20 protein-coding genes are annotated in these 23650 nt (G+C 37.8%); 11 read left to right on the forward strand and 9 right to left on the reverse strand.

The features are described 5' to 3' along the window. The first annotated feature begins 66 nt into the window (after positions 1–66). The 5 genes from betA to KTI78_RS03450 all read left to right on the forward strand — a co-directional run bounded on the left by betA (position 67) and on the right by KTI78_RS03450 (position 6873). On the forward strand, positions 67–1725 hold the full coding sequence (gene betA / locus KTI78_RS03430; RefSeq protein ID WP_200043790.1) for a choline dehydrogenase: 1659 nt from the start codon (positions 67–69) through the stop codon (positions 1723–1725). A gap of 509 nt (positions 1726–2234) precedes the next feature. Beyond that, complete coding sequence (gene mqo, locus KTI78_RS03435) at positions 2235–3875, forward strand: malate dehydrogenase (quinone) (protein ID WP_016141956.1); 1641 nt, start codon at positions 2235–2237, stop codon at positions 3873–3875. Positions 3876–3967: 92 nt separating this feature from the next. Next, positions 3968–4438 (forward strand): hypothetical protein, encoded by a 471-nt coding sequence (locus KTI78_RS03440; RefSeq protein ID WP_262445204.1) that lies wholly within the window; start codon positions 3968–3970, stop codon positions 4436–4438. A 216-nt stretch (positions 4439–4654) separates the two neighbouring features. Then, the gene (locus tag KTI78_RS03445) at positions 4655–5533 is read left to right on the forward strand and encodes a homocysteine S-methyltransferase family protein (RefSeq protein ID WP_000697117.1); all 879 of its coding nucleotides are present in this window, start codon (positions 4655–4657) and stop codon (positions 5531–5533) included. A 5-nt stretch (positions 5534–5538) separates the two neighbouring features. Further along, the gene (locus tag KTI78_RS03450; protein WP_262445205.1) at positions 5539–6873 is read left to right on the forward strand and encodes a basic amino acid/polyamine antiporter; all 1335 of its coding nucleotides are present in this window, start codon (positions 5539–5541) and stop codon (positions 6871–6873) included. A 55-nt stretch (positions 6874–6928) separates the two neighbouring features. Here the strand turns inward: KTI78_RS03450 and KTI78_RS03455 are convergent, their stop codons facing one another. After that, a complete protein-coding gene (locus tag KTI78_RS03455; RefSeq protein WP_262445206.1) occupies positions 6929–8842 on the reverse strand; it encodes an esterase/lipase family protein in 1914 nt (637 codons plus the stop codon). Positions 8843–8990: 148 nt separating this feature from the next. After that, positions 8991–9698, reverse strand: a complete 708-nt coding sequence (locus KTI78_RS03460) for a YoaK family protein (protein WP_239975531.1) — start codon at positions 9696–9698, stop codon at positions 8991–8993. Between the two features lie 319 nt (positions 9699–10017). Here KTI78_RS03460 and KTI78_RS03465 point away from each other — a divergent pair, with 319 nt between their 5' ends. Beyond that, positions 10018–10293 carry a hypothetical protein gene (locus KTI78_RS03465; protein WP_224993057.1) on the forward strand — a complete coding sequence of 92 codons (276 nt, stop codon included), beginning with the start codon at positions 10018–10020 and terminating at the stop codon, positions 10291–10293. A 13-nt stretch (positions 10294–10306) separates the two neighbouring features. On the opposite strand, the gene KTI78_RS03470 is transcribed toward KTI78_RS03465, so the two are convergent. Next, a complete protein-coding gene (locus KTI78_RS03470; RefSeq protein WP_262445207.1) occupies positions 10307–11197 on the reverse strand; it encodes a LysR family transcriptional regulator in 891 nt (296 codons plus the stop codon). 186 nt (positions 11198–11383) lie between these two features. Between KTI78_RS03470 and KTI78_RS03475 the strand changes: the two genes are divergently transcribed. The 5 genes from KTI78_RS03475 to KTI78_RS03495 all read left to right on the forward strand — a co-directional run bounded on the left by KTI78_RS03475 (position 11384) and on the right by KTI78_RS03495 (position 17065). Then, positions 11384–12328: a dihydrodipicolinate synthase family protein gene (locus KTI78_RS03475; RefSeq protein ID WP_000050874.1), complete on the forward strand. Its 945-nt coding sequence runs from the start codon at positions 11384–11386 to the stop codon at positions 12326–12328. Between the two features lie 172 nt (positions 12329–12500). Beyond that, complete coding sequence (locus KTI78_RS03480) at positions 12501–13886, forward strand: MFS transporter (protein ID WP_262445208.1); 1386 nt, start codon at positions 12501–12503, stop codon at positions 13884–13886. Between the two features lie 77 nt (positions 13887–13963). After that, complete coding sequence (locus tag KTI78_RS03485) at positions 13964–15310, forward strand: OprD family porin (RefSeq protein ID WP_262445209.1); 1347 nt, start codon at positions 13964–13966, stop codon at positions 15308–15310. Positions 15311–15944: 634 nt separating this feature from the next. Further along, the gene (locus KTI78_RS03490; RefSeq protein ID WP_262445210.1) at positions 15945–16229 is read left to right on the forward strand and encodes a hypothetical protein; all 285 of its coding nucleotides are present in this window, start codon (positions 15945–15947) and stop codon (positions 16227–16229) included. A gap of 227 nt (positions 16230–16456) precedes the next feature. Beyond that, a complete protein-coding gene (locus KTI78_RS03495) occupies positions 16457–17065 on the forward strand; it encodes a hypothetical protein (protein ID WP_228141173.1) in 609 nt (202 codons plus the stop codon). A 113-nt stretch (positions 17066–17178) separates the two neighbouring features. Here the strand turns inward: KTI78_RS03495 and KTI78_RS03500 are convergent, their stop codons facing one another. The 6 genes from KTI78_RS03500 to KTI78_RS03525 all read right to left on the reverse strand — a co-directional run bounded on the left by KTI78_RS03500 (position 17179) and on the right by KTI78_RS03525 (position 23634). Further along, positions 17179–18123 (reverse strand): hypothetical protein, encoded by a 945-nt coding sequence (locus KTI78_RS03500; protein ID WP_262445211.1) that lies wholly within the window; start codon positions 18121–18123, stop codon positions 17179–17181. A gap of 512 nt (positions 18124–18635) precedes the next feature. After that, positions 18636–19652 carry a DUF4062 domain-containing protein gene (locus tag KTI78_RS03505; protein WP_262445213.1) on the reverse strand — a complete coding sequence of 339 codons (1017 nt, stop codon included), beginning with the start codon at positions 19650–19652 and terminating at the stop codon, positions 18636–18638. 210 nt (positions 19653–19862) lie between these two features. Next, complete coding sequence (locus KTI78_RS03510; protein WP_262445214.1) at positions 19863–20453, reverse strand: hypothetical protein; 591 nt, start codon at positions 20451–20453, stop codon at positions 19863–19865. Positions 20454–20705: 252 nt separating this feature from the next. Next, positions 20706–21137 (reverse strand): hypothetical protein, encoded by a 432-nt coding sequence (locus KTI78_RS03515; protein ID WP_262445215.1) that lies wholly within the window; start codon positions 21135–21137, stop codon positions 20706–20708. Between the two features lie 350 nt (positions 21138–21487). After that, the gene (locus KTI78_RS03520; RefSeq protein WP_262445217.1) at positions 21488–21931 is read right to left on the reverse strand and encodes a very short patch repair endonuclease; all 444 of its coding nucleotides are present in this window, start codon (positions 21929–21931) and stop codon (positions 21488–21490) included. A 125-nt stretch (positions 21932–22056) separates the two neighbouring features. Further along, complete coding sequence (locus KTI78_RS03525) at positions 22057–23634, reverse strand: DNA cytosine methyltransferase (RefSeq protein WP_262445218.1); 1578 nt, start codon at positions 23632–23634, stop codon at positions 22057–22059. Positions 23635–23650 lie beyond the last annotated feature (16 nt).

Here is a 23650-nt window from a genome sequence, read left to right on the forward strand (position 1 = left end):
AAATCACATATGCCGAGCAGTCTTTATAGATTGCTCAGGCAAACTGTTAGTAAAAAAAGGATAGTTATGAATATTAAAGAATATGATTATATTATTATTGGTGCAGGATCTGCCGGAAATGTACTCGCTGCGCGTCTGACTGAAGACAAAGATACCACCGTTTTATTATTAGAAGCGGGTGGCCCCGATTACCGCTTGGATTTCCGTACACAAATGCCGGCAGCTTTGGCCTTCCCTCTGCAAGGTCGTCGCTATAACTGGGCTTATTTAACTGACCCAGAACCACACATGAATAACCGCCGTATGGAATGTGGTCGTGGTAAAGGTTTAGGTGGCTCATCTTTAATTAATGGCATGTGCTATATCCGTGGTAACGCAATGGATTTAGAGCAATGGTCAACTCATAAAGGCCTTGAAAACTGGTCTTATGCTGACTGTTTGCCTTACTACAAAAAAGCTGAAACGCGTGATATTGGTGAAAATGACTACCATGGCGGTAATGGTCCAGTATCCGTTGCGACACCTAAAAATGACAACAATGTGTTGTTCCATGCCATGGTTGAAGCAGGTGTACAAGCAGGTTACCCACGTACTGATGACTTAAATGGTTATCAACAAGAAGGCTTTGGTCCAATGGACCGTACGGTTACCCCAAAAGGTCGCCGCTCAAGCACTGCACGTGGTTATTTGGATATGGCAAAAGGTCGTCCAAATCTGACTATTTTGACTCATGCTACGACCAACAAAATCTTGTTTAATCAAAAACAAGCGGTTGGTGTTGAATACATTATTGGTGCTGACCAAAACAATTTACAACGCGCATTAGTTAAACGCGAAGTATTACTGTGTGCGGGCGCAATTGCATCACCACAAATTTTACAGCGCTCGGGTGTAGGTCAAAGTACCTTCTTAAAATCAATGGACATTGATGTGGTTCATGATTTACCGGGGGTAGGTGAAAACCTGCAAGACCACTTGGAAATGTACTTACAATATAAATGTAAGCAACCCGTTTCTTTATACCCTGCCTTGAAATGGTATAACCAACCTGCGATTGGTGCAGAATGGTTATTTAATGGTACAGGTATTGGTGCAAGTAACCAGTTTGAAGCAGGCGGATTTATCCGTAGTTCGGATGAGTTTACATGGCCAAACATTCAGTACCATTTCTTACCGGTTGCCATTAATTACAACGGTAGTAATGCAGTGAAAGAACATGGTTTCCAAGCTCACGTTGGTTCAATGCGTTCGCCTTCACGCGGTCGAATCAAACTTAAATCGAAGGATCCATTTGAGCATCCAAGTATCTTGTTTAACTACATGTCGACTGAGCAAGACTGGCGCGAGTTCCGTGATGCAATTCGTATCACGCGTGAAATCATGCAGCAACCTGCACTTGACCCATATCGTGGTGAAGAAATTAGTCCGGGTAAACATCTACAATCTGATGCAGAGCTTGACGACTTTGTTCGTAACCATGCAGAAACAGCTTACCATCCGTCTTGTAGCTGTAAGATGGGTGAAGATGAAATGGCTGTTGTAGATGGTCAAGGTCGCGTACACGGTATGCATGGTTTACGCGTTGTCGATGCCTCTATCATGCCGCTTATTATTACCGGTAACTTAAACGCAACTACCATTATGATTGCCGAGAAAATTGCAGACCAAATTCGTGGACGTGAAGCGTTGCCACGCTCAACTGCACCATTCTATGTAGCGTCATAAAATCTTAAAGGGCATATTTCTTATACAGAGATATGCTCTTAATTTAAACTTATAGAGCCAATATTAATAAGAACGATGTATGACAGAAAATAAGCATTTATGAGTAGCTTGTTTACATAAATATGGCATGTAATAAAAATTAATCTATTTTTATAGGCAAATTTTCCGCAAGTGATTTAACTTTAATCAAATTTAAATTATTATTTTATTTTCAATTATTTAAATAAAAATATTTAACTTAAATTATCTTATTAAAACTCAATTTGGTTAAATATAAATCATATTTATGATTTTGATGAACCCCATTTATTATAAAAATTGTCTTGTCAATGCAAAATTAGTCTAAAATATAGTGTGTTTGCGATAATGCCCAGTCATTTTTATTTTTTTCGAAGTTCTCGAATTTTGAGAATTCACTTTCGCATTTATATCCATTTTGTCTGGATACGCTGTCTAGGTTTCCTCACACCTTAAGTGACTCAAATAACTTATTTTAAGGTCCCCCTTACATGAAAAAGTTTTTGAAATACCTTCTGGTATTAATCATTCTTATTTTAATTGCAGGTATTGTTTTCTTGTTTAGACCAACTGCGTCAAAACAAGTAGAAACTGCAAAAGATGAGCCAGTTGTTGATGCTGTTCTTGTTGGCGGCGGCATCATGAGTGCCACTCTCGGTACTTATTTCACTGAGCTTGAACCAAACTGGCAAATTCGTATGTATGAGCGTCTTGACCAAGTTGCTCAAGAAAGTTCAAACGGCTTTAACAATGCCGGAACAGGCCACTCTGGCTTTATGGAAATGAACTATACCGAAGAGAAAAACGGTAAGATGGAAATTGCCAAAGCTGAAAAAGTTGCCTCTCAATTTGAAGTTGCTAAACAGTTCTGGTCACATCAGGTAAAACAAGGCGTTTTAGCTGAACCAAAATCATTCATTAATCCAGTTCCGCACATTGCTTTCGTTTGGGGCGATAACGTTCAATTCTTAGAAAAACGTTATGCTGCCATGATTCAAAGCCCGCTGTTCAAAGGCATGAAATTTACTGAAGACCCAGCTGTAATTAAACAATGGGCACCTTTAGTGATGAATGACCGTGACCCTAGTCAAAAAGTTGCAGCAACCCGTATGGATGTTGGCTCTGACGTTAACTATGGTTCAATCACTAAACAATTAGTGAGTCATTTAAATCAAAATCCTAATTTCAAATTACAGACTTCAACTGAAGTGACTGGCATCAGCCAAAATGATGACAAAACTTGGACAGTGGCTTTCAAAAATTTGAAAACTGGTAAAGTAGATCACGTTAAAACACGTTTTGTATTTATCGGTGCAGGTGGTGCAGCAGTTAAATTATTGCAACTTACTGGTTTACCAGAAGCGAAACAATATGCTGGCTTCCCTGTTGGTGGTGAGTTCTTAATTACTGACAATCCAAAAATTACTGCAGAACATACAGCGAAAGTATATGGCCGTGCTGAACTTGGTGCGCCTCCAATGTCTGTACCACATATTGATACACGTTATATCGATGGTAAAAAATATGTATTGTTTGGACCATTTGCAACGTATTCAAACAAGTTCCTGAAAAATGGTTCTCAGCTTGACTTGCTTGCATCAACAAACAAAAGCAACGTTTTACCAATGACCACTGTTGGTTTGGAAAACCTTGATCTTGTTAAATACTTGGTAAGCCAAGTAATGATGTCAGATGAAGATCGTCTAAATGAACTTCGTAAATACTACCCAGATGCGAAAGCTGAAGACTGGCGTTTAAGCCAAGGTGGTCAACGTGTTCAGATCATCAAAAAAGAACCAGGTAAACCTGCAACTCTTCAATTCGGTACAGAAATCTTTGCGTCTAAAGATGGTGCTGTAACTGCATTGCTAGGTGCTTCTCCGGGTGCTTCAACTTCTCCATACATCATGCTTAACTTGCTTGAAAAAGCGTTCCCTGAGCAAACTGAAGGTAAATGGAACCAGAAGCTTCATGAAATTGTAGTGTCTTATAAGCAAGACTTGAGCAAAGACCCTGTGTTACTCGACAAAGTTCGTCAGTACACAAGTTCTACGCTTGGCTTGAACTATACATCTCCGTTCAAAGCTGCAAACGATGAAACTGCTGCTGCTCCTGTTGCAAAAGCAAACTAAGTTTGACGATGTATAACTAAAACTCCAAAAGGATGAATTTCGATTCGTCCTTTTGGAGTTTTAAGCCCTCACTTGAGATATTTAGATTTGCTATGACGCCTTTAAACTCATCATCTCGCCTCTTGTCATTTGGTTTTAAGCTCATGCTTGTTTTGCTGCTGGCTTATCTTTTGTTAAGCGGGTTTTATATGTGGATGATTGGCGGTACAGCAATTTACGTCAGCTCAGCCTTGTTATTTGTTATAACAACTTATGCATTTAAGTTCGGTAAATATCAAAAGCTATGTGCTGTTTTAAATCTGCTCATCAGTGCTACCGCGTTATATTTCAGCACGGCTCATCTATTTTTCTCCCCTGTTCAATTCTTTATATTTTTACCTGCCCTGTTTTTTGTTTTATTGGCTTTTGCTCGCCTAGAAAAAGTAAGCGTTCTATCTAAGATTCTAATATTACTTAGTTTATTAATTTGGTGTAGCATACACTTTACACAGCTCAAACAACTTCAAGCCTATTATAAAACGCAGCACACAGGTGAAAGCTGGCAACAATATGGCGCGCTATAAGATCATTTTTTATTCTGTATTTTTAAATAAAAATATTTTCAGTTTCACATGAAGTTCATCAGTAAAACTGAACATCGTTTACAGAATTCCTCTTAAGAAAAATTATTCATAACAATCTAATTTATTTAGAAATATATCGAGCATATTAGCGATTGAACACGATTCATCTACACGCTAGATTAGCTGAATTATGTTTCTCCCTTTATGTTGTAATTTATGAAAATTTTAGATGGCGGTTTAGGCCGTGAATTAGCCCGCCGTGGCGCTCCGTTTCGTCAACCAGAGTGGTCTGCTCTCGCACTCATTGAAGCCCCTGAAACAGTAAAAGAAGTACATCTCGATTTTATTAACGCTGGTTCAGAAGTTATTACCACCAATAACTACGCTGTTGTACCGTTTCATATTGGTCAAGAACGCTTTGAAACTGACGGCGTGCGTTTAATTCAAGTTGCTATTGAACAAGCAAAAAATGCAGTTAAAGAAAGCGGCAAAAATGTCAAAATTGCTGGCTGCTTACCACCGTTATTTGGTTCTTACCGTGCGGACTTGTTCCAACCTGAACAAGCTAAAAACCTTGCTGAACCCATCATTAACACCTTGGCGCCAGAAGTAGATTTTTGGCTCGCAGAAACCCAGTCATGCTTAAAAGAAGTTGAAACAGTGCATGCGTTACTGCCACAAGATGGTAAAGACTATTGGGTGTCATTTACGCTGCAAGATGAAATTAAACAAGAACAAGCACTACTTCGTTCTGGCGAAAACATGCAACAAGTGGCTGATTTCATCAAACAATCAAATGCCAAAGCCGTATTGTTTAACTGCTGCCAACCTGAAGTGATCTTGCAAGCGATTAATGAAATTAAAGGACTTATTCCAGAGTCTGTACAAATTGGTGCCTATGCCAACGCTTTCCCGCCGCAAGATGAAAGTGCTACTGCCAACGATGGTCTTGATGAAATTCGTAAAGACCTAGATGCGCCTGCTTATCTTGGTTTTGCTAAACAATGGCAGCAAGCAGGTGCAAGCCTAGTCGGCGGTTGCTGCGGTATTGGCCCAGAACACATTGCTGAACTTTCTCAATTTTTTAAAGAATAAATACCATGTCTGCTGCCAAAATTGGATTGTTGTCTCTTACAGCGCTGGTATTTAGCTCTATGGTGGGGTCAGGCGTATTTAGCCTTCCCCAAAATATGGCTCAGGTTGCCAACGGCTCTGCCCTTCTTGTTGCATGGCTCATTACCGGAGTCGGCATTATTTTCTTGGCCCTCACGCTTTTGCATTTAACCCGCCAACGACCAGATCTAGATGGCGGTATTTATAACTATGCGCGCGAAGGCTTTGGAGACCTGATTGGGTTTTGCTCGGCTTGGGGCTATTGGTTATGTACCACCATTGGTATTGTCGGCTATGTCGTCATTGCCTTTTCCGGCGTCGGCATGTTTACCGACAGCAAAGACCACGTTATTTTTGGTGAAGGTAATACGCTTTACTCGCTGATTGGCTCAAGCATTTTTGTATGGTTGGTACACTGGTTAGTAAGCCGAGGCATTAAAGAAGCTGCGATTGTGAATTTACTGGCAACCATTGCCAAAATCATTCCAATGGTGGTTTTTATCTTCTTTACTTTCATTGCCTTTAAGTTTGATTTGTTCAAACTCAACCTACATGACTTTTCTTTGCAAGTTCCACTTTGGCAGCAAGTGAAAGACCTGATGTTGATTACCCTTTGGGTATTTACCGGTATTGAAGGTGCAGTGGTTTTATCATCACGTGCAAAAAAACGTCATGACATTGGTAAAGCGACCATTTTAGGTGTGTTACTGGCGTTAAGTTTTTACGTCATGGTGACGGTACTGGCTTACGGTGTAGTCAGTCGTGAAGCGCTTGCTGGCATGCACAACCCATCTATGGCTACTATTTTGCAGCAACTGATCGGCTTGCCAGGTACCATTATTATTACCATCGGGCTGATTATTTCAGTTGCATCGTCTTATTTAAGCTGGACGTTATTTGCTACTGAAATTCCTTTTTTGGCTGCAAAAAATGGTGCATTCCCTAAAATATTTTTAAAGAATAATCAGAACAATGTACCCATTTCATCCCTTTGGCTAACAACACTTGTCGTACAAGGCTCACTCATTGCCGTGTATTTTTTCAATAAAAACTATACCCAGCTTCTATTGATTTCATCGGTCATGATTTTACTGCCTTATTTTCTGGTGTCAGCTTTTTATCTTAAAGAATCCATTCGCCACAAACGCACGCCGCATATTGCGATTGCAAGCGTCGCTTCAATTTATGCACTTTGGTTGCTCTATGCCGCAGGATTAGACTTATTATTCTTGTCTGGTGTGTTGTATTTGGTCGGCTTAGTTATTTTTTCAATCAGCTATTTTGAGCATAAAAAATCGCTCAATCAAAACCAGCTAAATTAATCATTTCAACCACTGTTGAACCAGTTCAGCAGTGGTTTTCTAAAAACAAAAATTTCTATTTTGAAGACTGAGACTGCTTTAAGTGCAACCGTAAAATACGGCGTAATTCTAAAATTGCCTCAGGGCTAGTTTGAATCGAATGTCCACCTTTAATCATCAGTTCCGACTGTTCACCACCTAAATGCGAACTTTGATACGGCACAATCCCATCACTGCTTTTTAACTTATCAGTCGTGCCATCGATATTGCCCATAATCGAGTGGTAGACCACTTGTGGCGATGGTTGAATGGCTTGGGTAAGCTGCATAAAGTTAGAAGAACGACTTAAATTACTCGCCCCATTTTCAATTAAGCCCTTTCTGAGTTTTGTGTTTTTCTCATCTCTCATTTCGACCGCAATAAAAAAGTCAGCAGGCAAACGAATAATACGGCGTGCAATTTGGGTAAACCAACGGTCAGCGTAGTCTGTACCATGATGCGGTGCCGATACAAAAACAACCCGCTTAAAATAAGGTAAAGCTTTGAACTGAAAGCGCTCCCGAATGACCGGATTTTCTTTTAAACGGTTTAACTGCGCTTCATTCATTTTTTGTATGGCTTGCTCTGAAACATCAGCATCGCTTACTAGTAAACGGCTAATCACTCCGCCCATACTATGCCCAACCAGCACGGCATTATGTGCGGCATAGCTGTATTTGGCAACGCTTTGAAAAGCTTGATTCAACAATGAATAAATCTGAAAACGACTTTCAAAAATCGGCATATTGGTTGAATAAAACACCTGCCAAACTTGATAGTTTTGTCTTAATTCGGCATCGCCCATAATGTCATTGGTTAAACTCACCCAAGCCTCGGGGCTACTCGCCAAACCATGAATAAACACAATGATTTTCTTATTTGGGTTAAAAGGTTCCAGCATATATAAATGCGGCATGATCAAATTAGCTTCTTTATTAATTAAAGACCAATAGCCTGCTGCACCTAAATTATATTTCGACAGCCAAAGCCCATAAGGCGCCGAATAGTTAGCAGTGAGCGGATAGTCCACACCTTCAACCTTTACGCGGTCTTGTCGATATGGATCAAACATCGCAATTTCTAACTCTGCCCCAGCAATAACCTGATCTGCTGTGGCTTTTTGTTTAGGGTAAGCAATAGCCGTAACCGGAAAGAAGCGTGGTAAATGTATGTTCGGATTATTCTGCTGAGCATAAAAAGCATCAGGGTCTAAAATGAAGCCATGATTTACATCATTTTCTTTACGCCCAACAATAAACTCTGCCCCTAAACCATCTTTACGGTTAACGGTATTAAAGCCAGAAAAGTTCATGTTATAGCTTGAGCGAAAAGTATCGACTTCAATTTTTTGTACATCTACGGCATGGTCAAAATTGATATGGTACTCATGCCCGTCTGCTTTCAGCAGCGGTGGAAAACGATGTGTATTTAAATGATTAAAATACGTGGTCATGAGCTTCGACAAGGCAACGTTATAAAAAATACGCACCTGATTTTGGCGATGGTCAAATACCCGATCGAACGGTGACTCTTCAGAGTCAAATAAATAGACATAGCTATAGCGCAAGCTTTTATCAAACAGCGCTAACTCTTGCTCAATACAACTGCTACTTTTATTAATGACATTACACTGGCCGCTACGCCCAACATCTAAAGCCTTGGCTAAATAGATTTCACTCAGCGCAGCATAACGTTCTTCTCGGCTGCTATTTTCAGACAAGCTTTGAATTTTATTTAAACAATCATCAAAATTTTGCAGACAAGACTTTTCGTCTTCTTTGACCAAATACAGTAAGTTTTGAGTTTGATGGCTTAAGGTACCATCGGTCAGAATACTTTCATTCTTACTTTTTAAAGCATTGCTTAAATTACTTTCTTTTAAATGAATAACCTGACAGCCACTGAGCAAAGCCATTATTGTTATCACTAAATAATGGTAAGACTTTGTCATTGTGCCTTCCTTAATCGAATGTATTCCCCATCTGGTCATTATGCCTGTAAAGCAGTGAACGAACAATTTTGTCTCAGCTTCTGTTTTTCTTTAATGCGAAAAAAGCCTGAACTCATTTTAATTCAGGCTAATTTATTCTTTTTTCTCATTAAGCTTGGTTAAACTTTTGCTGTGAAGCTAAATATGAAAAATACAAAATGGGTAAGATAAACGGCGCTACACTCCAAAAATCAAAATAGACATAGAGTACCGCTCCCAAGAAAGCACCAATGACAAAGCCAATCACAATACTGGCGCTTTTTAAAAAACTAGCCCGATTAGCTGCATTATTGTTTTTAAGCAAGTTGGCAATATCAATCCCGAGCTGCGTGGTGTTGCCGGTCATCATGGTACTTGGGCTAATATTTTTAATGAGCGTTTTGCTAGAAGTATTACGAATAGCCAAAGCAATTAAACCTAGTCCGCCTGTCACTGCAACTGTTAGCGCGTCCGGATTTTTAAATGGCTCGAAATAAAGGCCTGCAACCATGAAGGCACATAGAAAAATGGCTTCAAATAAAAATAAATAAGACAGCGTTTTATGCTTGACCTGACTGCGGTCAATTAACAGTTTGGTAATCACTACTGTCAAAATAAATAGCGGGATAGCGGCGAGCTTGATCCATAGACCTGAGCCGCCTTTAACCCATGCAGCGCCTGCCAACACTAAGTTCCCCGTCACATGCGCGGTAAAAAAACCAAACAATGCAATAAAGCCAATGGTGTCAATTGCCCCGCCCACCATGGTCAGCAAAACAGGATCTCGACATATGGCCCAAGTACTTTGTTTCTCTTGTTGCATTGAGGTATCAGGCATAAGCTGCATCCTATTATTTTAAAGTCATTAATTCAGTACAAAGATGTTTTAAATATTTAAAAACAAATCAAAACTAAAGCGTTTATAAAAACAAAAAAGCATGTAAAAACATAGAGGGTTTAATGTCGCAACACTGTCTTCAAAACAGCAACAATAACGATTGTTTACTTTTAAAACATTAAACGCTTCTCATCCGCAAATCAATTTGACCTCTAAAACTGTTCTGACTATGATGAAGCCGCAAGTTTCGCCAATATTTTGCACAAATGGCTGTAGTGCTAAGTGATTGACAAAGAAAACAACAATGACGAGAAGGAATATGTCTTTTTATAATTTTTTAGTTTTTTTGGGTGGATTATTATTTGTATCAGTTGCCTCTGCTGGCTATAAAAGTCATGCACACCGTGACTTTTACTCAAAATGCATTGCTGCCGGACATAGCCGTACAAGCTGCACATGTATTTATCACCGTTTAGAACGCCAATACTCTCCTAAGCTTATGAATAAACTTGGAAGTTTAAGTTTACAAAGCCCCGAAGTACCGCGTGACTTTGTAAAAACCATGATGCGCACTATGCAACAGTGTCGTTCTTAAACATACCAGTGCCTTAAAGCAAATCAGCAAGATTTCTAATTTCTTCCATCACTGCCTTACACGCAGGTGTTAAATAGCCATGTTTAGAAATAGACAAAGAAATATAGCGCTTGAGTGCGGGGTTAACGATTTTTGCGGCTTGAATTGAAGTGTATTGGCTGGCCTTCTTTAACGCTTGCGGCCCAAGCATGGTATACATGCGAGATTCGGCAACCAAATGGGTTTGTAAACTAATCGAGTCAGCCTCAAACACAATGTTCAGCTCAACCCCATTTTCATAAGCCATATGGTCTAAAAAATTGCGCCAGTTACTTGGCCTGCAAAACGTGACCAGCGGTAACTCACTTACTGCTTTAAAGTCGACGTCATTTGCCTGAGTGAGCGCATCTCCTTCGCAGCCCACCAAATAGGTATCGGCTTCGGTAAGATAAACATCGCCTTGTTTAGGCGTCGGGTTAAACCGATAGAGAATAGCTAAATCGACACTGCCATCTTCAAGCCATTTTTCTAAATGCACCCCTTGCCCCTCACGCACCGAGAGTTTAATTAAGGGATATTTTTGTTGAAGCACTTTATAGAGGGTCGATAACAACGGATGTGAAGTAGACGGCAAACTAGCAATGCGAACCGTACCAATTGGGGTATCGGTCGAGTGCAAAATTTCATTATTAAGTTGGTCGGTCACGTTTAACCATGAACGAATTTTAGGAAGTAAATGCTGGCCTAAATCGGTGAGTTCTACACCGCGTCCAGTTCGGTTAAACAAACGGCCACCGCATTGCGCCTCAAGCTCGTTCATTTGCCGACTAATTTGCGGTTGGTTGGTGTTATGCAGCATCGCGACTTTGCTTAAGCTACCGAGTTCCACCGCGTCTAAAAATATTTTCCATAATTCATAATTCATCGATTCTTCCTAAACCGTCATAGGCAGCATTTTGAGCCATACATTTTCAGTATAACTGAAATTCAAGAATTGGTAATTCCTACATAGCTCACCAATTTCTATACTCCAATCATGTTCTCTACAACACGATTTAAGTCAGATTAAGAACCAGAGAATATTTAATTACACTGTATAGGAAGTACGATTATGAGTTTAGATTTACGTGGATTAACCCCAGCACCTGTGACTCCTTTTACCCGTGACGGACAAGTAGACCATGATGCGATTCAACGTTTAGGTTCATGGTTAGGCAGCATTGATGGTGTGAAGGGCTTGGTTGTTCTTGGGCATGCAGGTGAAGGAACATTTTTGTCGCAAAAAGAACAAATGCAGGTCATCGAAAGCTTTGTTAAATCGGTAGATGACAAAATTCCGGTAATCGCAGGTATTACACTCGAAGGTACTTCGGTTGCAGCAGAAGAAGCAAAACGTGCAGTGAGTGCAGGTGCTTCGGCAGGTTTGATTTACCCTTCACATGGCTGGTTACGTTTTGGTTATCAAAAAGGCGCACCACAAGACCGCTATAAAGCAATTTATGAAGAAAGTGGTTTGCCATCTATTTTATTCCAATATCCAGATGCCACTAAGGCCACTTACGACCTAGAAACTCTACTCGATATTTCTGCACAGCCAGGCGTGTTTGCCATGAAAAATGGTGTACGTAACATGCGCCGCTGGGATGTTGAAATTCCAATTATTCGCCGTGAACGCCCAGACTTACAGGTGTTGACGTGCCACGATGAATATTTGCTTCACACCATGTTTGATGTAGACGGTGCATTGGTTGGTTATGGCAACATTGCCCCTGAACTGTTAATTGAAATGATTAAAGCAGGTAAAGCTAAAGATTACGCCAAAGCTCGTGCCATTCACGATCAACTATTACCAGTGACTCGCAATGTCTATCACCGCGGTTCACACATGGAAGGTACGGTCGCGCTTAAACATGCATTGGTTGCTCGAGGAATTTTGGACCATGCCACTGTGCGTTCGCCACTGCTTCCACTCGCTGATGGTGCTGAGCAAGAAATTCATGATGCGATGCGTCAAGCCGGAATTGGCAAGGTCGATTTAACCCAAGCCGTTGCTTAAATTCTATTCGGGCTAGCATGTACGCTAGCCTTTTTTTCCTGTACGCTGCCTGAGGCCAAACATCGGGCATGTCTCTTAAAAATAATAATAAAAAGCATGCAAACTGTGGTGAACAGGTAGTGCGAAATAGAACAACAAAACTACGAGGAATGTAGTGATAAGGAGATATAAGATGACAAATCTAGCGGATGTAGAACAAATTAGTCATCATCAAAAAAATGCGGAAATTATTGCAAGACTTGAACGGCTACCGGTCACTGGTCGAATGCAATTTATGCGAATTACCATTGGTATAGCGACCTTTTTTGACGCCTATACTGTTCTTGCGATTGCCTTTGCTTTACCCCAACTCATTACCGAATGGCACCTGACGCCTGCCTATGTTGGTGCGATTATTGCTGCGGGCTATATCGGGCAACTGGTCGGTGCGATCTTTTTTGGTTCTCTTGCCGAAAAAGTCGGTCGTTTAAAAGTACTGTCTTTTACCATTTTACTGTTTGTGGCAATGGACATTTCTTGTCTGTTTGCGTGGAGCGGAATGTCACTGTTAATTTTCCGTTTCTTACAAGGTGTTGGTACAGGTGGTGAAGTGCCTGTTGCGAGTGCCTATATTAACGAGTTTATTGGTGCAGAAAAGCGCGGTAAGTTTTTCTTGCTCTATGAAGTTTTATTCCCGCTCGGCCTGATGTTTGCAGGCATGGCAGCATTTTTCCTGATGCCAATTTACGGCTGGAAAGTTATGTTTATTGTGGGCCTAATTCCATCGTTACTGGTCATTCCTTTACGGTTTTTCTTGCCTGAGTCACCACGCTGGCTGGCTTCAAAAGGCCGTTTTAAAGAAGCAGATAAAGTCGTCAAAAGCTTTGAAGACAGTGCCATCAAAAGCGGTAAAACTTTGGCTGAACCTGTGGTTAAAGAAATTAACCCACAAGGCATGGCAAAAACCGACTGGCGTGAGCTGTTCCGTGGCATTTACCGCAAACGTACGTTTACGCTGTGGGGCATGTGGTTCTGCGTCTATATGGTGAACAATGCCATGGTGACTTGGCTGCCTTCTCTCTACAAACAGCACTTTGGTCTGTCGCTTCAAACCAGTTTAGGTTATGGCTGGATTACGTCGGGCGTGGGTGTAATTGCCTCTATTATCTGTGCGTTAATGATTGATAAAGTGGGTCGCCGCCCTTGGTACAGTGCAGCGTTTTTCTTGGCAATTATTCCACTCATGAGCCTCTCGATTTTAGGCGCAAAATCGGCGATGGAAGTTGTGATTTTGGCAACGCTGAGCTATGCCATTTTGCAGACCATTTCATTCTCTTTATACCTTTACGCTGCCGAACTTTACCCAACTCGCCTACGTGCGATGGGCATCGGGTTTAGTACCGCTTGGCTACGTGCCGGCTCTGCAATTGGACCTGTTATGGTTGGCCTCGTAGTCGGTGGTTACGGTATTCAATATGTGTTTAGTGTGCTGGCGGTTGTAGCGCTGATTGGTGGCCTAGTGACCTTCTTGTTTGCCATTGAAACCAAAGGCCAAGTGCTCGAAAAACTCTCTCCTTAATTCATCCATTTCATAAAAAGCTTGCCTAACCCAGCGTTAGGCAAAGGGCTTATTCATGCTTAAAAAAGGAATTTAAAATGAATAAATATTTGCTATGGGGCTGTATTGGTTTAGGCAGCGTGAGCAATGCTTATGCAGAGCTTCCTCAAGAATTTGGCAAGTTAGAATTAAAACTTAACACCCGTTACTGGAACGATGAAGGCACTGCCCACCCCACGCTTGCCAACCCTTCGCCTTCGTCAAGTGAATATGAACAAAGTGCCTTAGGGTTTGAGTTAAATTATCAGTCACCCTACTTTTGGGACTGGCTTGGGGTGGATGGCTCACTCTATGCAGTCACCAAATTATTTGACTCTGGCAAGCCGAGCGCTCAGCTTTTAGAGGTCGAAAATAACGGTAAGCTCGATCAAAACTTTGCAACTTTAGGTCAGCTCTACATCAAAGCAAAACTCGGCGACAAAGGCGAAATTAAATTAGGCCGTCAGTTACACGACTCGCTCTTGCTTAAAAGCACCAACAACCGTGCGGTGCCCGACACTTTTTCGGGTGCGAGTGGTCAGTTTCAACTCAATGATCAGCTACAGACTTACATTGCTTACTATGACCGCTGGAAACCGCGCAGCATGGACTCATTTGAAAAACTGGTGACTGAAAATGACGAGCGCATTGATTATGTCGGTTTGCTCGGTGCCAAGTATCAGTACAAAAACTGGAGCGTGAATGCCGAATATTTAAATAGCAAAGATTACTTAAAAAAGTACGGAGCGATTGCTCAATATAAGTTGCCGTTGCATGGCCTTATTTGGACATTCAACACAGGTGCTTTTTTCTCGCGTGACGATGGCAAGCTGTTTAAATGCGGTGCCGAAACCGAGTTGGACTGTGTCAAAGGCCAAGACATTAACAACCGTGGCAATGGTTATTTTGTCGATGTAAATGTGGCTAAGAATAATCTTGAAGGTGGCATTGCCATTTCAAAGTTTGATGGCTTTTGGATTGAAGATAACTTTGCCGTGCACTCCGCCCGCAACTCGGTTTTAACGCAAGATCACGGCACCAACCCGTTTCCGACCTCTGCGACCATTGGCCCTGACTTTACCAATAACGATGAAACCGCCATTGCCCTTCGGCTGAAATATAACTGGAAAGACTATGTGAAAGGTTTAAAAACCGAAGCGAAGTATATTTATGGCTTTGGCGCTCACCAAAGTAACATTAGCAGTGATATTGAGGGTAAAGAGCGTTACTTTGACTTTACAGTGAGTTATGCCCTGCCGTGGGTAAAAAACTTAGATGTGCGTTATTCATTTTTGCATTATGAGTCAAAGTTTGAAAATGCAAACCTAGGTGAAAAAATAAATGGTTTAACTCGGAAAGATTGGGATCAGCACCGGGTATTTATTAATTACCGTTATACATTTTAAGCACAGGCTAAACGTTTAGTTTAGCTTTATTATTTTTATTAATTAATGGCTTTAAATAGATTAACTTTTGAGTTTAATTAAAATATAAAATTATATTTAAAATTTTTATAATATTTTATTTAAATTGAATTGACCTGTTAAAAACTTATGATTATTATGGTCCCGCTGGCCTACATTGCCAGTCGGTTTTAGCAGACCGTAGATCCATGGCGGGTTATAGTTCAACTATAAGTCGTTAGACCCTTGCGTCCCTTTTCTTTGCGGTAGGACGGGAGGGGGACGCGCTTGCGCGTGCTGGTTCCTTGGATCCCAGTCTGCTAACCCCCTTTCGTTCTACCACCATAATCAATTGACGGTGATTTTTGGTGGTAGAGCTCCATAAATTTTCAGGAGTTAACCATGACCTTTTTTAAATTAATCCCCTATCCTCTCTCGTAATTTTATTTATTTAAAATTTAGGTTTTCTATTATCTAATTTTTAAATTTATAAATTATTTTTATTTTAAAATTTAAGTCATTTTATTTTATTGCTTTTATAGGCGGGTTAACTATTGCCTTTAAAAATGATTTTAAACTTTAAATATAGCGGTTTATTTTTTCTCATTGATATATCCCCAATCATTACGAGAATAATATGAAATTTTATAAAACTATTTTGGTTTTAGGCTTGATGATCGGCGATTACAGCGTTTCGGGTTGTGACCTCCACACACAGCAGGAGTTTGAAAAAATTTGCCTGTCTGGTGGACACACCCAAGCCAGTTGCGACTGTATATACCAACGGCTCGAACAAGTGTATTCACATAAGCTTATGCAACGTCTAGAACATGTCAGTTTGCAAAGTCCTGCTCTCCCACAGGACTTTGCCCCTACTTTTTTTAGCGTGATGCGGCGGTGCGATAAAGAAGACATGGGCTAAGCGTTTGGTTTAGCTCCCTTATCTCTGTGTCGCAATGGTGGGTTACTTTAAATCAGCGCAAAAAATTAAAGTTCTGTTGTGGCACGGGGGCCTTGTCTCAATTTTATTAATATGAAAACCAATTAAAATTAACAAAAATATAATATAAAACAATATATTATATTGTAAGATTAATTAAATCTAAAAAATTTTAGACTTAACTATCTTTATAATTTAACGGAACATTTATGAGTAAATCATTATTCACAAAAAAATGGCTTCATGGTACAGACTCTAAATTTAATAATTGGCAACTACCACCACCATTTGATACAACTAAGTTAGTTAAACACTCTGGTATTTTTTTCACATCAAATATAGATTTTGCTCAAGCCGCTGGAAAAAATATCGCTGAAGTAAAAATCAAGGAAAATTCAAAAATTCTTAATACATTGGAGGATAAATACGCTTCAGAAGAGCTAAGAACAAAACTCTGTAAAAATGCATTTTTTGATGCATTACTAAATAGTAAAAAAGATATATGGCATAATGGATGGCAAGATGGTTCTGTATTAAGACCTATAATTCAAGAAAATACTTTTGCAGCGTATAAATATACCGAAAGATATAAATCCAATCTTACAAAGTATGGACCTGATTCTGCAAAATTTGCAACTGGCCATGAACTGACTCGCGAACTTATAGAGTTAATTTGTTCAGGAGCTAAAGATATGGGATTTGACGGTATTTATGGTCATGAGATTGATAGATGGACAAATGATAAAAAAATTGTTGCACAACCATGGCTATGTATTTTTAACGAAAATTGTATAACCGAACCGAATTGGCTAGGATAGCATTTTAAAAAATAACAGTTATATTCATTTAAAACCCTTCCTGTCAAAGGGTTTTAAATGAAACATACAAACTAATTCTATTAATAATTCTATAAAAAATATAAAATTAAAATCTATTCAGAATCATCATTATTTTGTTTTTTATTATCCTGATTTCGTTTATAGCGTTTATCAGCAACTGTTTTTCTATATTCTTTCAATGATTTTGGATTTTTTGAAATAAAGCTATCCATCTTTTTCTTCCCCCCCTTATATTCATCTTTTTTCCTCATCTCCCTTTTATTCACTCTTTTACTGCCATCTTTCAACGAATAAATAAAGGACAAACCTGCTCTAAGTACTTGATCAACGTAAACTGGAGTTGCAATATTTGTATAAAAATAATTACAACCATAAGCCATATTTTTTTCAAGCACCTCATTAGGAATAAAGATTAAATAGCTTAAAGTCTTATCTTTTCCAACTTCTAAATGTGGCAAATCGAAATGATCACTTTTCCATTTATTATCTATTTTACAAAAATATCGTATTTTTTCTTCAGTAGGCTTTACAGTTATATTTAATTTACTACATTTTTCCTGTGTATATTCAATAAAACTTTTTTTAGCAATATTCAGAGTAATATCAGAAATTGTATCTGATCCTATCCCTTCAATAACTAATAATAACTCTTCTAAATCTTCTAATTCTCCAGTTTCCACAGCTTTAGAGTGCCTCAAGGCAGTTATGATTTGTTGGCATTTAACATCATGACTCCCCCTTCCTTTATGGCCATTCTTTGCTAAACCAATACCAGTACCCTTTGGCTCTGAAAAACATTTTGATATCCATAAACTATTAATAATAGTTGGGTCTTCAAGATATTTTTTTAATCCTAATAATGTTGCTGTCATAAAATTCCTTAAAATTTCATGACCCGACTGCATATGAGTATTTGAGGAACGATACATTGCATAAGCATCTACAAATAAAGGTGTATCTTCATCAAGGTTTATATTTAAAAAATCACAATCTGGATCAGTATAGTCTAATCCATAAGCAGAATATAAATCATTCATTTGTCACCCCAAATTTAAAAATTTTTAATACTATTGTTCTAAGCCTAATCAAAATTGCTCAAGAACTCATCAATTATGATTAATATATAAATATTTACTCCTGTAGTCTATAAAAGCATCACTATTTTTTTCATAAATACAATTAAATTTTATTTACGCTAAGACTAATATTTAAAAATTAAATTTTATTACTATTCATTTGACCGTAACTCTATAGCCATTTTTCTTTACTTGCTTATATACTTACTTTGTATTTTCATTTGAAAGCTCCCTATCTATAAGAAAACCCAATCTAGTAAACTCAACTGGAATGTGATTCTCATTTCTTATGAGTAAATACAAAATCACGTCCTGTGGCTAATAGATATAAAATATTAGGAATAAAAAAGCTCCAAATATTGGGTGGAGCTTTTTTAGAATTTCTGTTGATGTAATCAAAATAAAACATAAATTTTTATTTCAAAAGTAACTATCGTAGAATATCTTTAAATAATATTTAATATTATTGAATTCTACACACTGTTAGACTTATCTTTTATTACGCGACTTTCAATCATTAAGCTGTGCCCTTTTTCTGTCAACTTCCAAAAAAGTGCCATCCCCCCCGTCGTAGTTTTTGAATATGTAGTTTTTACCAATCCATATGCCGTTAATTGGATAGTAATTGTTTTAAACTCTTGATCATCTATTGAATAAGAATATCCATTATCATTTCCTGTTGCCATCTTTTTAAGGATTGATGAAATCTTTTTCTTAACCTGATAATCGCTTGGATTTTCAACTAAATAAGGAGAAATAAGAGAAAAAAGTTCTCTCCATGTGAGTTTATATTCGAACTCATGCTTGCGTGCAGAATAACCTGATGTTTGAGTTTCATAGGTACCATGTACAATCAGTGTAGAATCAATATTTGCTATACCTTCTATGGCTGGTTTTTGTTGCTTTTCTGCTTCAGATAGAAGTGATTGAAGAGCTGCATTTTGCTTTCTAAGTTCATTTATTTCAGCAAGTACATCTTCATTTGCAACATTATTTGCCCTCACCCAGCCTATAGCTGGATACGTTTTGATAGTCCTAGTTAAACTCAATGCAACCAATCCGGGTAGTTCTTCTGCACTTTTCCAGAATTTGACGAGACGCCCATCCATAACTTTATCTTTAAAATCTAAGAGTTTCTCTCTTAATGCTGAGTCTTGCTCAGACTTCCCAAAAGGAATATCTTCAGGTGAACCATGTACTAAAGCTACAACTTTTAATCCCAGTTGAACCGCGTAATCAAACTCTTTTTCCGTATAACTAATACCTTCAGCAGTTACTGAACCATAGCGACCACCAATAATTAAGAGATAATAATCACAATCGTTAATTACTCTTTTTATGAACTCCCATTGCTCTTCATCTACAGCAGGAAATAACTCCATACCTGCTGGTATACAATCCATTTCCATTAATGCTTGTAGAACTTGTTGTCGCTCTGCTTTCAAATCAGCATAAGTAGAACTAACAAAAACTTGATATCTTTTATCCATAATTTTTAAACAATTATTTGAGATTAATTAAAGTTATATGCTTATTCCTAATAAGCATAGCTACAAAAGCATACTAGGATAGTTTAATTATATTTAAAATATTATAGGTACAAAAACCAATCAAACAACTCAATTCAAAGTCTAAGAAAACCTATACCATCATGGACTCTATAAAAAACCCGCATATGCGGGTTCTTAAATTTAAATACCTTAATAATTTTCAGAACTGCCAGTATCTGACGTTGTATCTTCAGTAGCTAATTCCTCAACAGCTACTTCCTCTTTCTGATGTTTACTAGTTGATCTTGTTTCATTTTCTAAAGTTTCTCCCGCTGCCGCATCAGCAGCAGCCACCGCTGATATTTGTTCCATTGCAGTCGCATCAATTGCTATCTCATCACTTGTTTCTACTGGGAACTTAGCCAAATAATCTTTATGGCAATATAGCTTTACCAAACTATCAAAATAGTAATTATCAGAACCATCAAAGATTACTTGTTTATCTGATTTAACTATAAATCTGGAGAAACCTGCATAAGCACCCCATGAATTTTTGGCATTTACTTCACCACAATTTTTAATAACATTTCTAAATTTCGCAGAATCACCATCTTTAAGATAATAGCGAACAGCTTCCTCAACTTTTTTAAGTTCAGCTTGTTCTTTTAATTTTCTCTCTTGTTCTTGTTTAATTTTAAGTGCCTGTTCTTGAGCTTGCTTTTCTTTAGCGATATCTTCTGCCGATTTACCACAACCAACTAATATCAAGGAAAATAAAAATATTCCTATTATTTTTTTCACATTTTAACCCCTCTATATTAGAAGCTAGACTATAACGAGATTACAAAACTTTACGCAAGTAAGACTTTATAAAGAATAAATAAAATTCTACTTCTGCTGTGTTTGTTATCTATTAATTGCTTCTTCTTTCTGACTCATTCAAGCTTAATAAAATGAAAATTTAAATACTTCCTTACACATTAGATTCAAGTTGGTTATATAGCTGAAATGACATTTAATTTCAGCCATATTAAAACTAAGTTCTTGAAAATTTTATTTTTTATATTTCATGCAATTAGGGGTTAGTTTGTTGATTTTGTTGTAGTAAAATTTCAGCATTATCGTGTCACTAGCAGCTTCTTCTAAAACTAGTTGATTATTGGTGATACTTATAATTCTTAATGCTTGCTCGAACTGCCCCTGCTCATTATACAACTCAATTTGATTTTGCTTATTAATTTTAAAGTTCGATTTTTCAATACTATCTACAGTATAAAGACCCGTTTCAAAATCACATTGCACAGGGTATAAAGTAGCAGTATTTCCTGAAAACTCAACTAAGTTAGCAATTCCATTATTAAGCGGATGCATTGCCCATATACCTTGTAAATCTTTGGGAGTGTAGCCAAAGCTATTAGCACTAAACATTGACATGCTGACTAAAAGAAATGAAGTAAGGGATTGTTTTAATAAAGTTAATTTCATAATGATATGACCTGATTTAATCATTTTTGCCTAGGAATTTGAGATATTATAAGATGTTTTATAATCTTTATTTCGTTAGCTTTTTAAAGTACTGCACTATTCTAACTTCGATAGATCTGTTCTAAGAATAATAGTTTTTGATTTTTTTCATATATTGTATTTCTTATCGCCCAAATAATTTAACAATTTAAATCTTAAAAAGAAAAAACCCCGAAACTTACGTTTCAGGGCTTTTCACGAATCTTGGTGGAGATGGCTGGAGTTGAACCCGCGTCCGCTAGCCCTACGCTCGATAATAGTATTATGGTATGAATTATGAGAAAAAATTATAGGAATACTTCCCCTACAATTCATCTAATTTCCATATACGACTGATTGCCTTTAATCCAATCAACCGTTTTCATTAAACCTAATTCAAAATCATGGGAATTACGTATATTACACTCCCACCAAATCAAAACTCGCCAACCCAATTCTAATAATTTTTCCTGATTAGCTCGATCTCTTGTAATATTCTTATTTATCTTTTCATACCAAAATTCAGATCTACTTTTAGGCCATTTAAATAAATAACATGCGTCATGTCCATGCCAAAAACAGCCTTGAATTTGTATTACAGCTTTATAACGAGGCAAAACAATATCAGGTTTTCCTGGCAACCTTTTGTCATGCAAGATATATCTAAAGCCTAATGCATGTAGTCTCTGACGGACTATCAGTTCAGGTTTTGTGTTCTTGCTCTTAATACTAGACATGATTCTTGAGCGAGGTGAAGAATACTCATCATGAGTCATAGTTAACCCACTTCAGCTTATTTGTTTTTATTTTAACCGTTTAGATGTGTATATAAGCAAAATGTTGTATGAGTTATAGGGATCAACGTAAAAACGTGTATCTCCCTATAAATGTAATTTCTATACTAATTAGAACTTTGATATTTATCTAAAATTGCTTTTATAACGTGTCCTAATGCTTGTCCTAATAGCGGTGGCACAGCATTACCAACTTGCGTATATTGTGGAACCTCAAATTGCCTCATTTGGCCGCCAGTCGTCACCTTAGATCTAAATACAAAGTGGTCAGGAAATGACTGTATACGAGCCATTTCACGAACCGTCAAAGTTCTCAACTCATCATGATGATAATGACAAGCATCGTCTGGAATAGATAAAGCTGCTGGCGCCGGCTGATTCGCTATTAAGGCCTTTTGAGTTTGTTTCTTAGTTTGATGCTCATTAAAGTAAGTTATCAAACTATCAATTGATTCAAATTTCTCATAAGTATTTGGCTCAATGAGATAATCATAATTCAACAAATGTTTAGCTGTTGACTCAGAAACTTTATCTATTTTTCCTTTAAGTAAATCAAGGGCTTCTTTTTTAGTTGAACTATCTAACATTTGAAGGATTTGATAAATCCTAAATCTTCGTTGAACATGAATACCATTGTTTCTTAAATCATGATTCCGAAGAACAGAGTCACCCTTACTATGAGGCATTAAAGTAGAATTAATTAATTCAATATATTTAGACTTTTCTAAACCTTTAGTTCTCAGATCGTCAATAGCATCTTTAACAGTAAATTCACTTTCCTTATATTTGATCAAAGGATTCAAGAATGTATTTTTGAATACTGTTAAATGTTCATCATATTCAACGTCAAAATAAGATAAGGTGCCATATTCGACTTGTAATCCTTTTTTTAAATTATCAACAAAGCTTATTGCTTGTGAATAAAGTTCTTTTTCATACTTATTAAAAGATGAATAAACTTGGTCAAAAATGTCATGTCTAATGCCAACCAAGATAAACCGTGGTCGGTTCTGAGCAACACCAGCATATTTCGCATTAATATGTAAGCATAAAGGTATGTAATTTATCTGTGCGAATGCTTTAGCTACTTCAAACCAAGCATAGAACTTCTTACCTTCTACATCAAAAGCTCGCAAGATTCCTGTTACGTTCTCAAGCAAGGCTATTTTAGGTTGCGTCATTTGAACAAATTTCGCGAACTCCCAAGGCAAGGTATTCCGATTATTACTAAATTGTCTTAACCCCGCCATACTAAAGCTTTGGCATGGCGGCCCACCTGAAACAAGATCAAGTCCGCCTTTTTGGCCATACGCCATACTAAGATCATTAACTTGAAAGGGATGTTTCTCAAGCCATTTATTAAGTTGGACAATATTACCTATGATTAACTTTCCACTTAAATCTGAATGATCATCTAGATCTGATTGCCCTTCATTTAGCTCTGGAAAAGTTCTAGGGTCTTCCCTTAATCTAGATTTTATATCCTCATTTTTAAATTTACTGCTTAACCATTTAACTTGAGTCTTTTTATTATTTAATTTTTCAAGATCTTCATTAAAAAAATTATAGGCGAATGTTTCTGCTGCCATAGGTGATAGTTCATTTGCCATAACTAATTTAAAGCCTACAGACTCTAGTCCTAATGACAATCCACCACAGCCTGCAAATAACTCAATATGGTTCAACTGAAAATCCTTCAAC

Origin of the sequence: Acinetobacter sp. WU_MDCI_Abxe161 (genome assembly GCF_025514355.1) — a bacterium.
GTDB lineage: Bacteria > Pseudomonadota > Gammaproteobacteria > Pseudomonadales > Moraxellaceae > Acinetobacter > Acinetobacter pittii_E.

Bases quoted from the DNA above. Each gene is read 5' to 3' on its own strand.
- betA (WP_200043790.1), top strand. From the start codon at position 67: ATGAATATTAAAGAATATGATTATATTATTATTGGTGCAGGATCTGCC.
- KTI78_RS03450 (WP_262445205.1), top strand. From the start codon at position 5,539: ATGTCTGCTGCCAAAATTGGATTGTTGTCTCTTACAGCGCTGGTATTT.
- mqo (WP_016141956.1), top strand. From the start codon at position 2,235: ATGAAAAAGTTTTTGAAATACCTTCTGGTATTAATCATTCTTATTTTA.
- KTI78_RS03505 (WP_262445213.1), bottom strand. From the start codon at position 19,652: ATGGATAAAAGATATCAAGTTTTTGTTAGTTCTACTTATGCTGATTTG.
- KTI78_RS03480 (WP_262445208.1), top strand. From the start codon at position 12,501: ATGACAAATCTAGCGGATGTAGAACAAATTAGTCATCATCAAAAAAAT.
- KTI78_RS03445 (WP_000697117.1), top strand. From the start codon at position 4,655: ATGAAAATTTTAGATGGCGGTTTAGGCCGTGAATTAGCCCGCCGTGGC.
- KTI78_RS03485 (WP_262445209.1), top strand. From the start codon at position 13,964: ATGAATAAATATTTGCTATGGGGCTGTATTGGTTTAGGCAGCGTGAGC.
- KTI78_RS03465 (WP_224993057.1), top strand. From the start codon at position 10,018: ATGTCTTTTTATAATTTTTTAGTTTTTTTGGGTGGATTATTATTTGTA.
- KTI78_RS03470 (WP_262445207.1), bottom strand. From the start codon at position 11,197: ATGAATTATGAATTATGGAAAATATTTTTAGACGCGGTGGAACTCGGT.
- KTI78_RS03455 (WP_262445206.1), bottom strand. From the start codon at position 8,842: ATGACAAAGTCTTACCATTATTTAGTGATAACAATAATGGCTTTGCTC.
- KTI78_RS03500 (WP_262445211.1), bottom strand. From the start codon at position 18,123: ATGAATGATTTATATTCTGCTTATGGATTAGACTATACTGATCCAGAT.
- KTI78_RS03440 (WP_262445204.1), top strand. From the start codon at position 3,968: ATGACGCCTTTAAACTCATCATCTCGCCTCTTGTCATTTGGTTTTAAG.
- KTI78_RS03475 (WP_000050874.1), top strand. From the start codon at position 11,384: ATGAGTTTAGATTTACGTGGATTAACCCCAGCACCTGTGACTCCTTTT.
- KTI78_RS03460 (WP_239975531.1), bottom strand. From the start codon at position 9,698: ATGCCTGATACCTCAATGCAACAAGAGAAACAAAGTACTTGGGCCATA.
- KTI78_RS03520 (WP_262445217.1), bottom strand. From the start codon at position 21,931: ATGACTCATGATGAGTATTCTTCACCTCGCTCAAGAATCATGTCTAGT.
- KTI78_RS03495 (WP_228141173.1), top strand. From the start codon at position 16,457: ATGAGTAAATCATTATTCACAAAAAAATGGCTTCATGGTACAGACTCT.
- KTI78_RS03515 (WP_262445215.1), bottom strand. From the start codon at position 21,137: ATGAAATTAACTTTATTAAAACAATCCCTTACTTCATTTCTTTTAGTC.
- KTI78_RS03490 (WP_262445210.1), top strand. From the start codon at position 15,945: ATGAAATTTTATAAAACTATTTTGGTTTTAGGCTTGATGATCGGCGAT.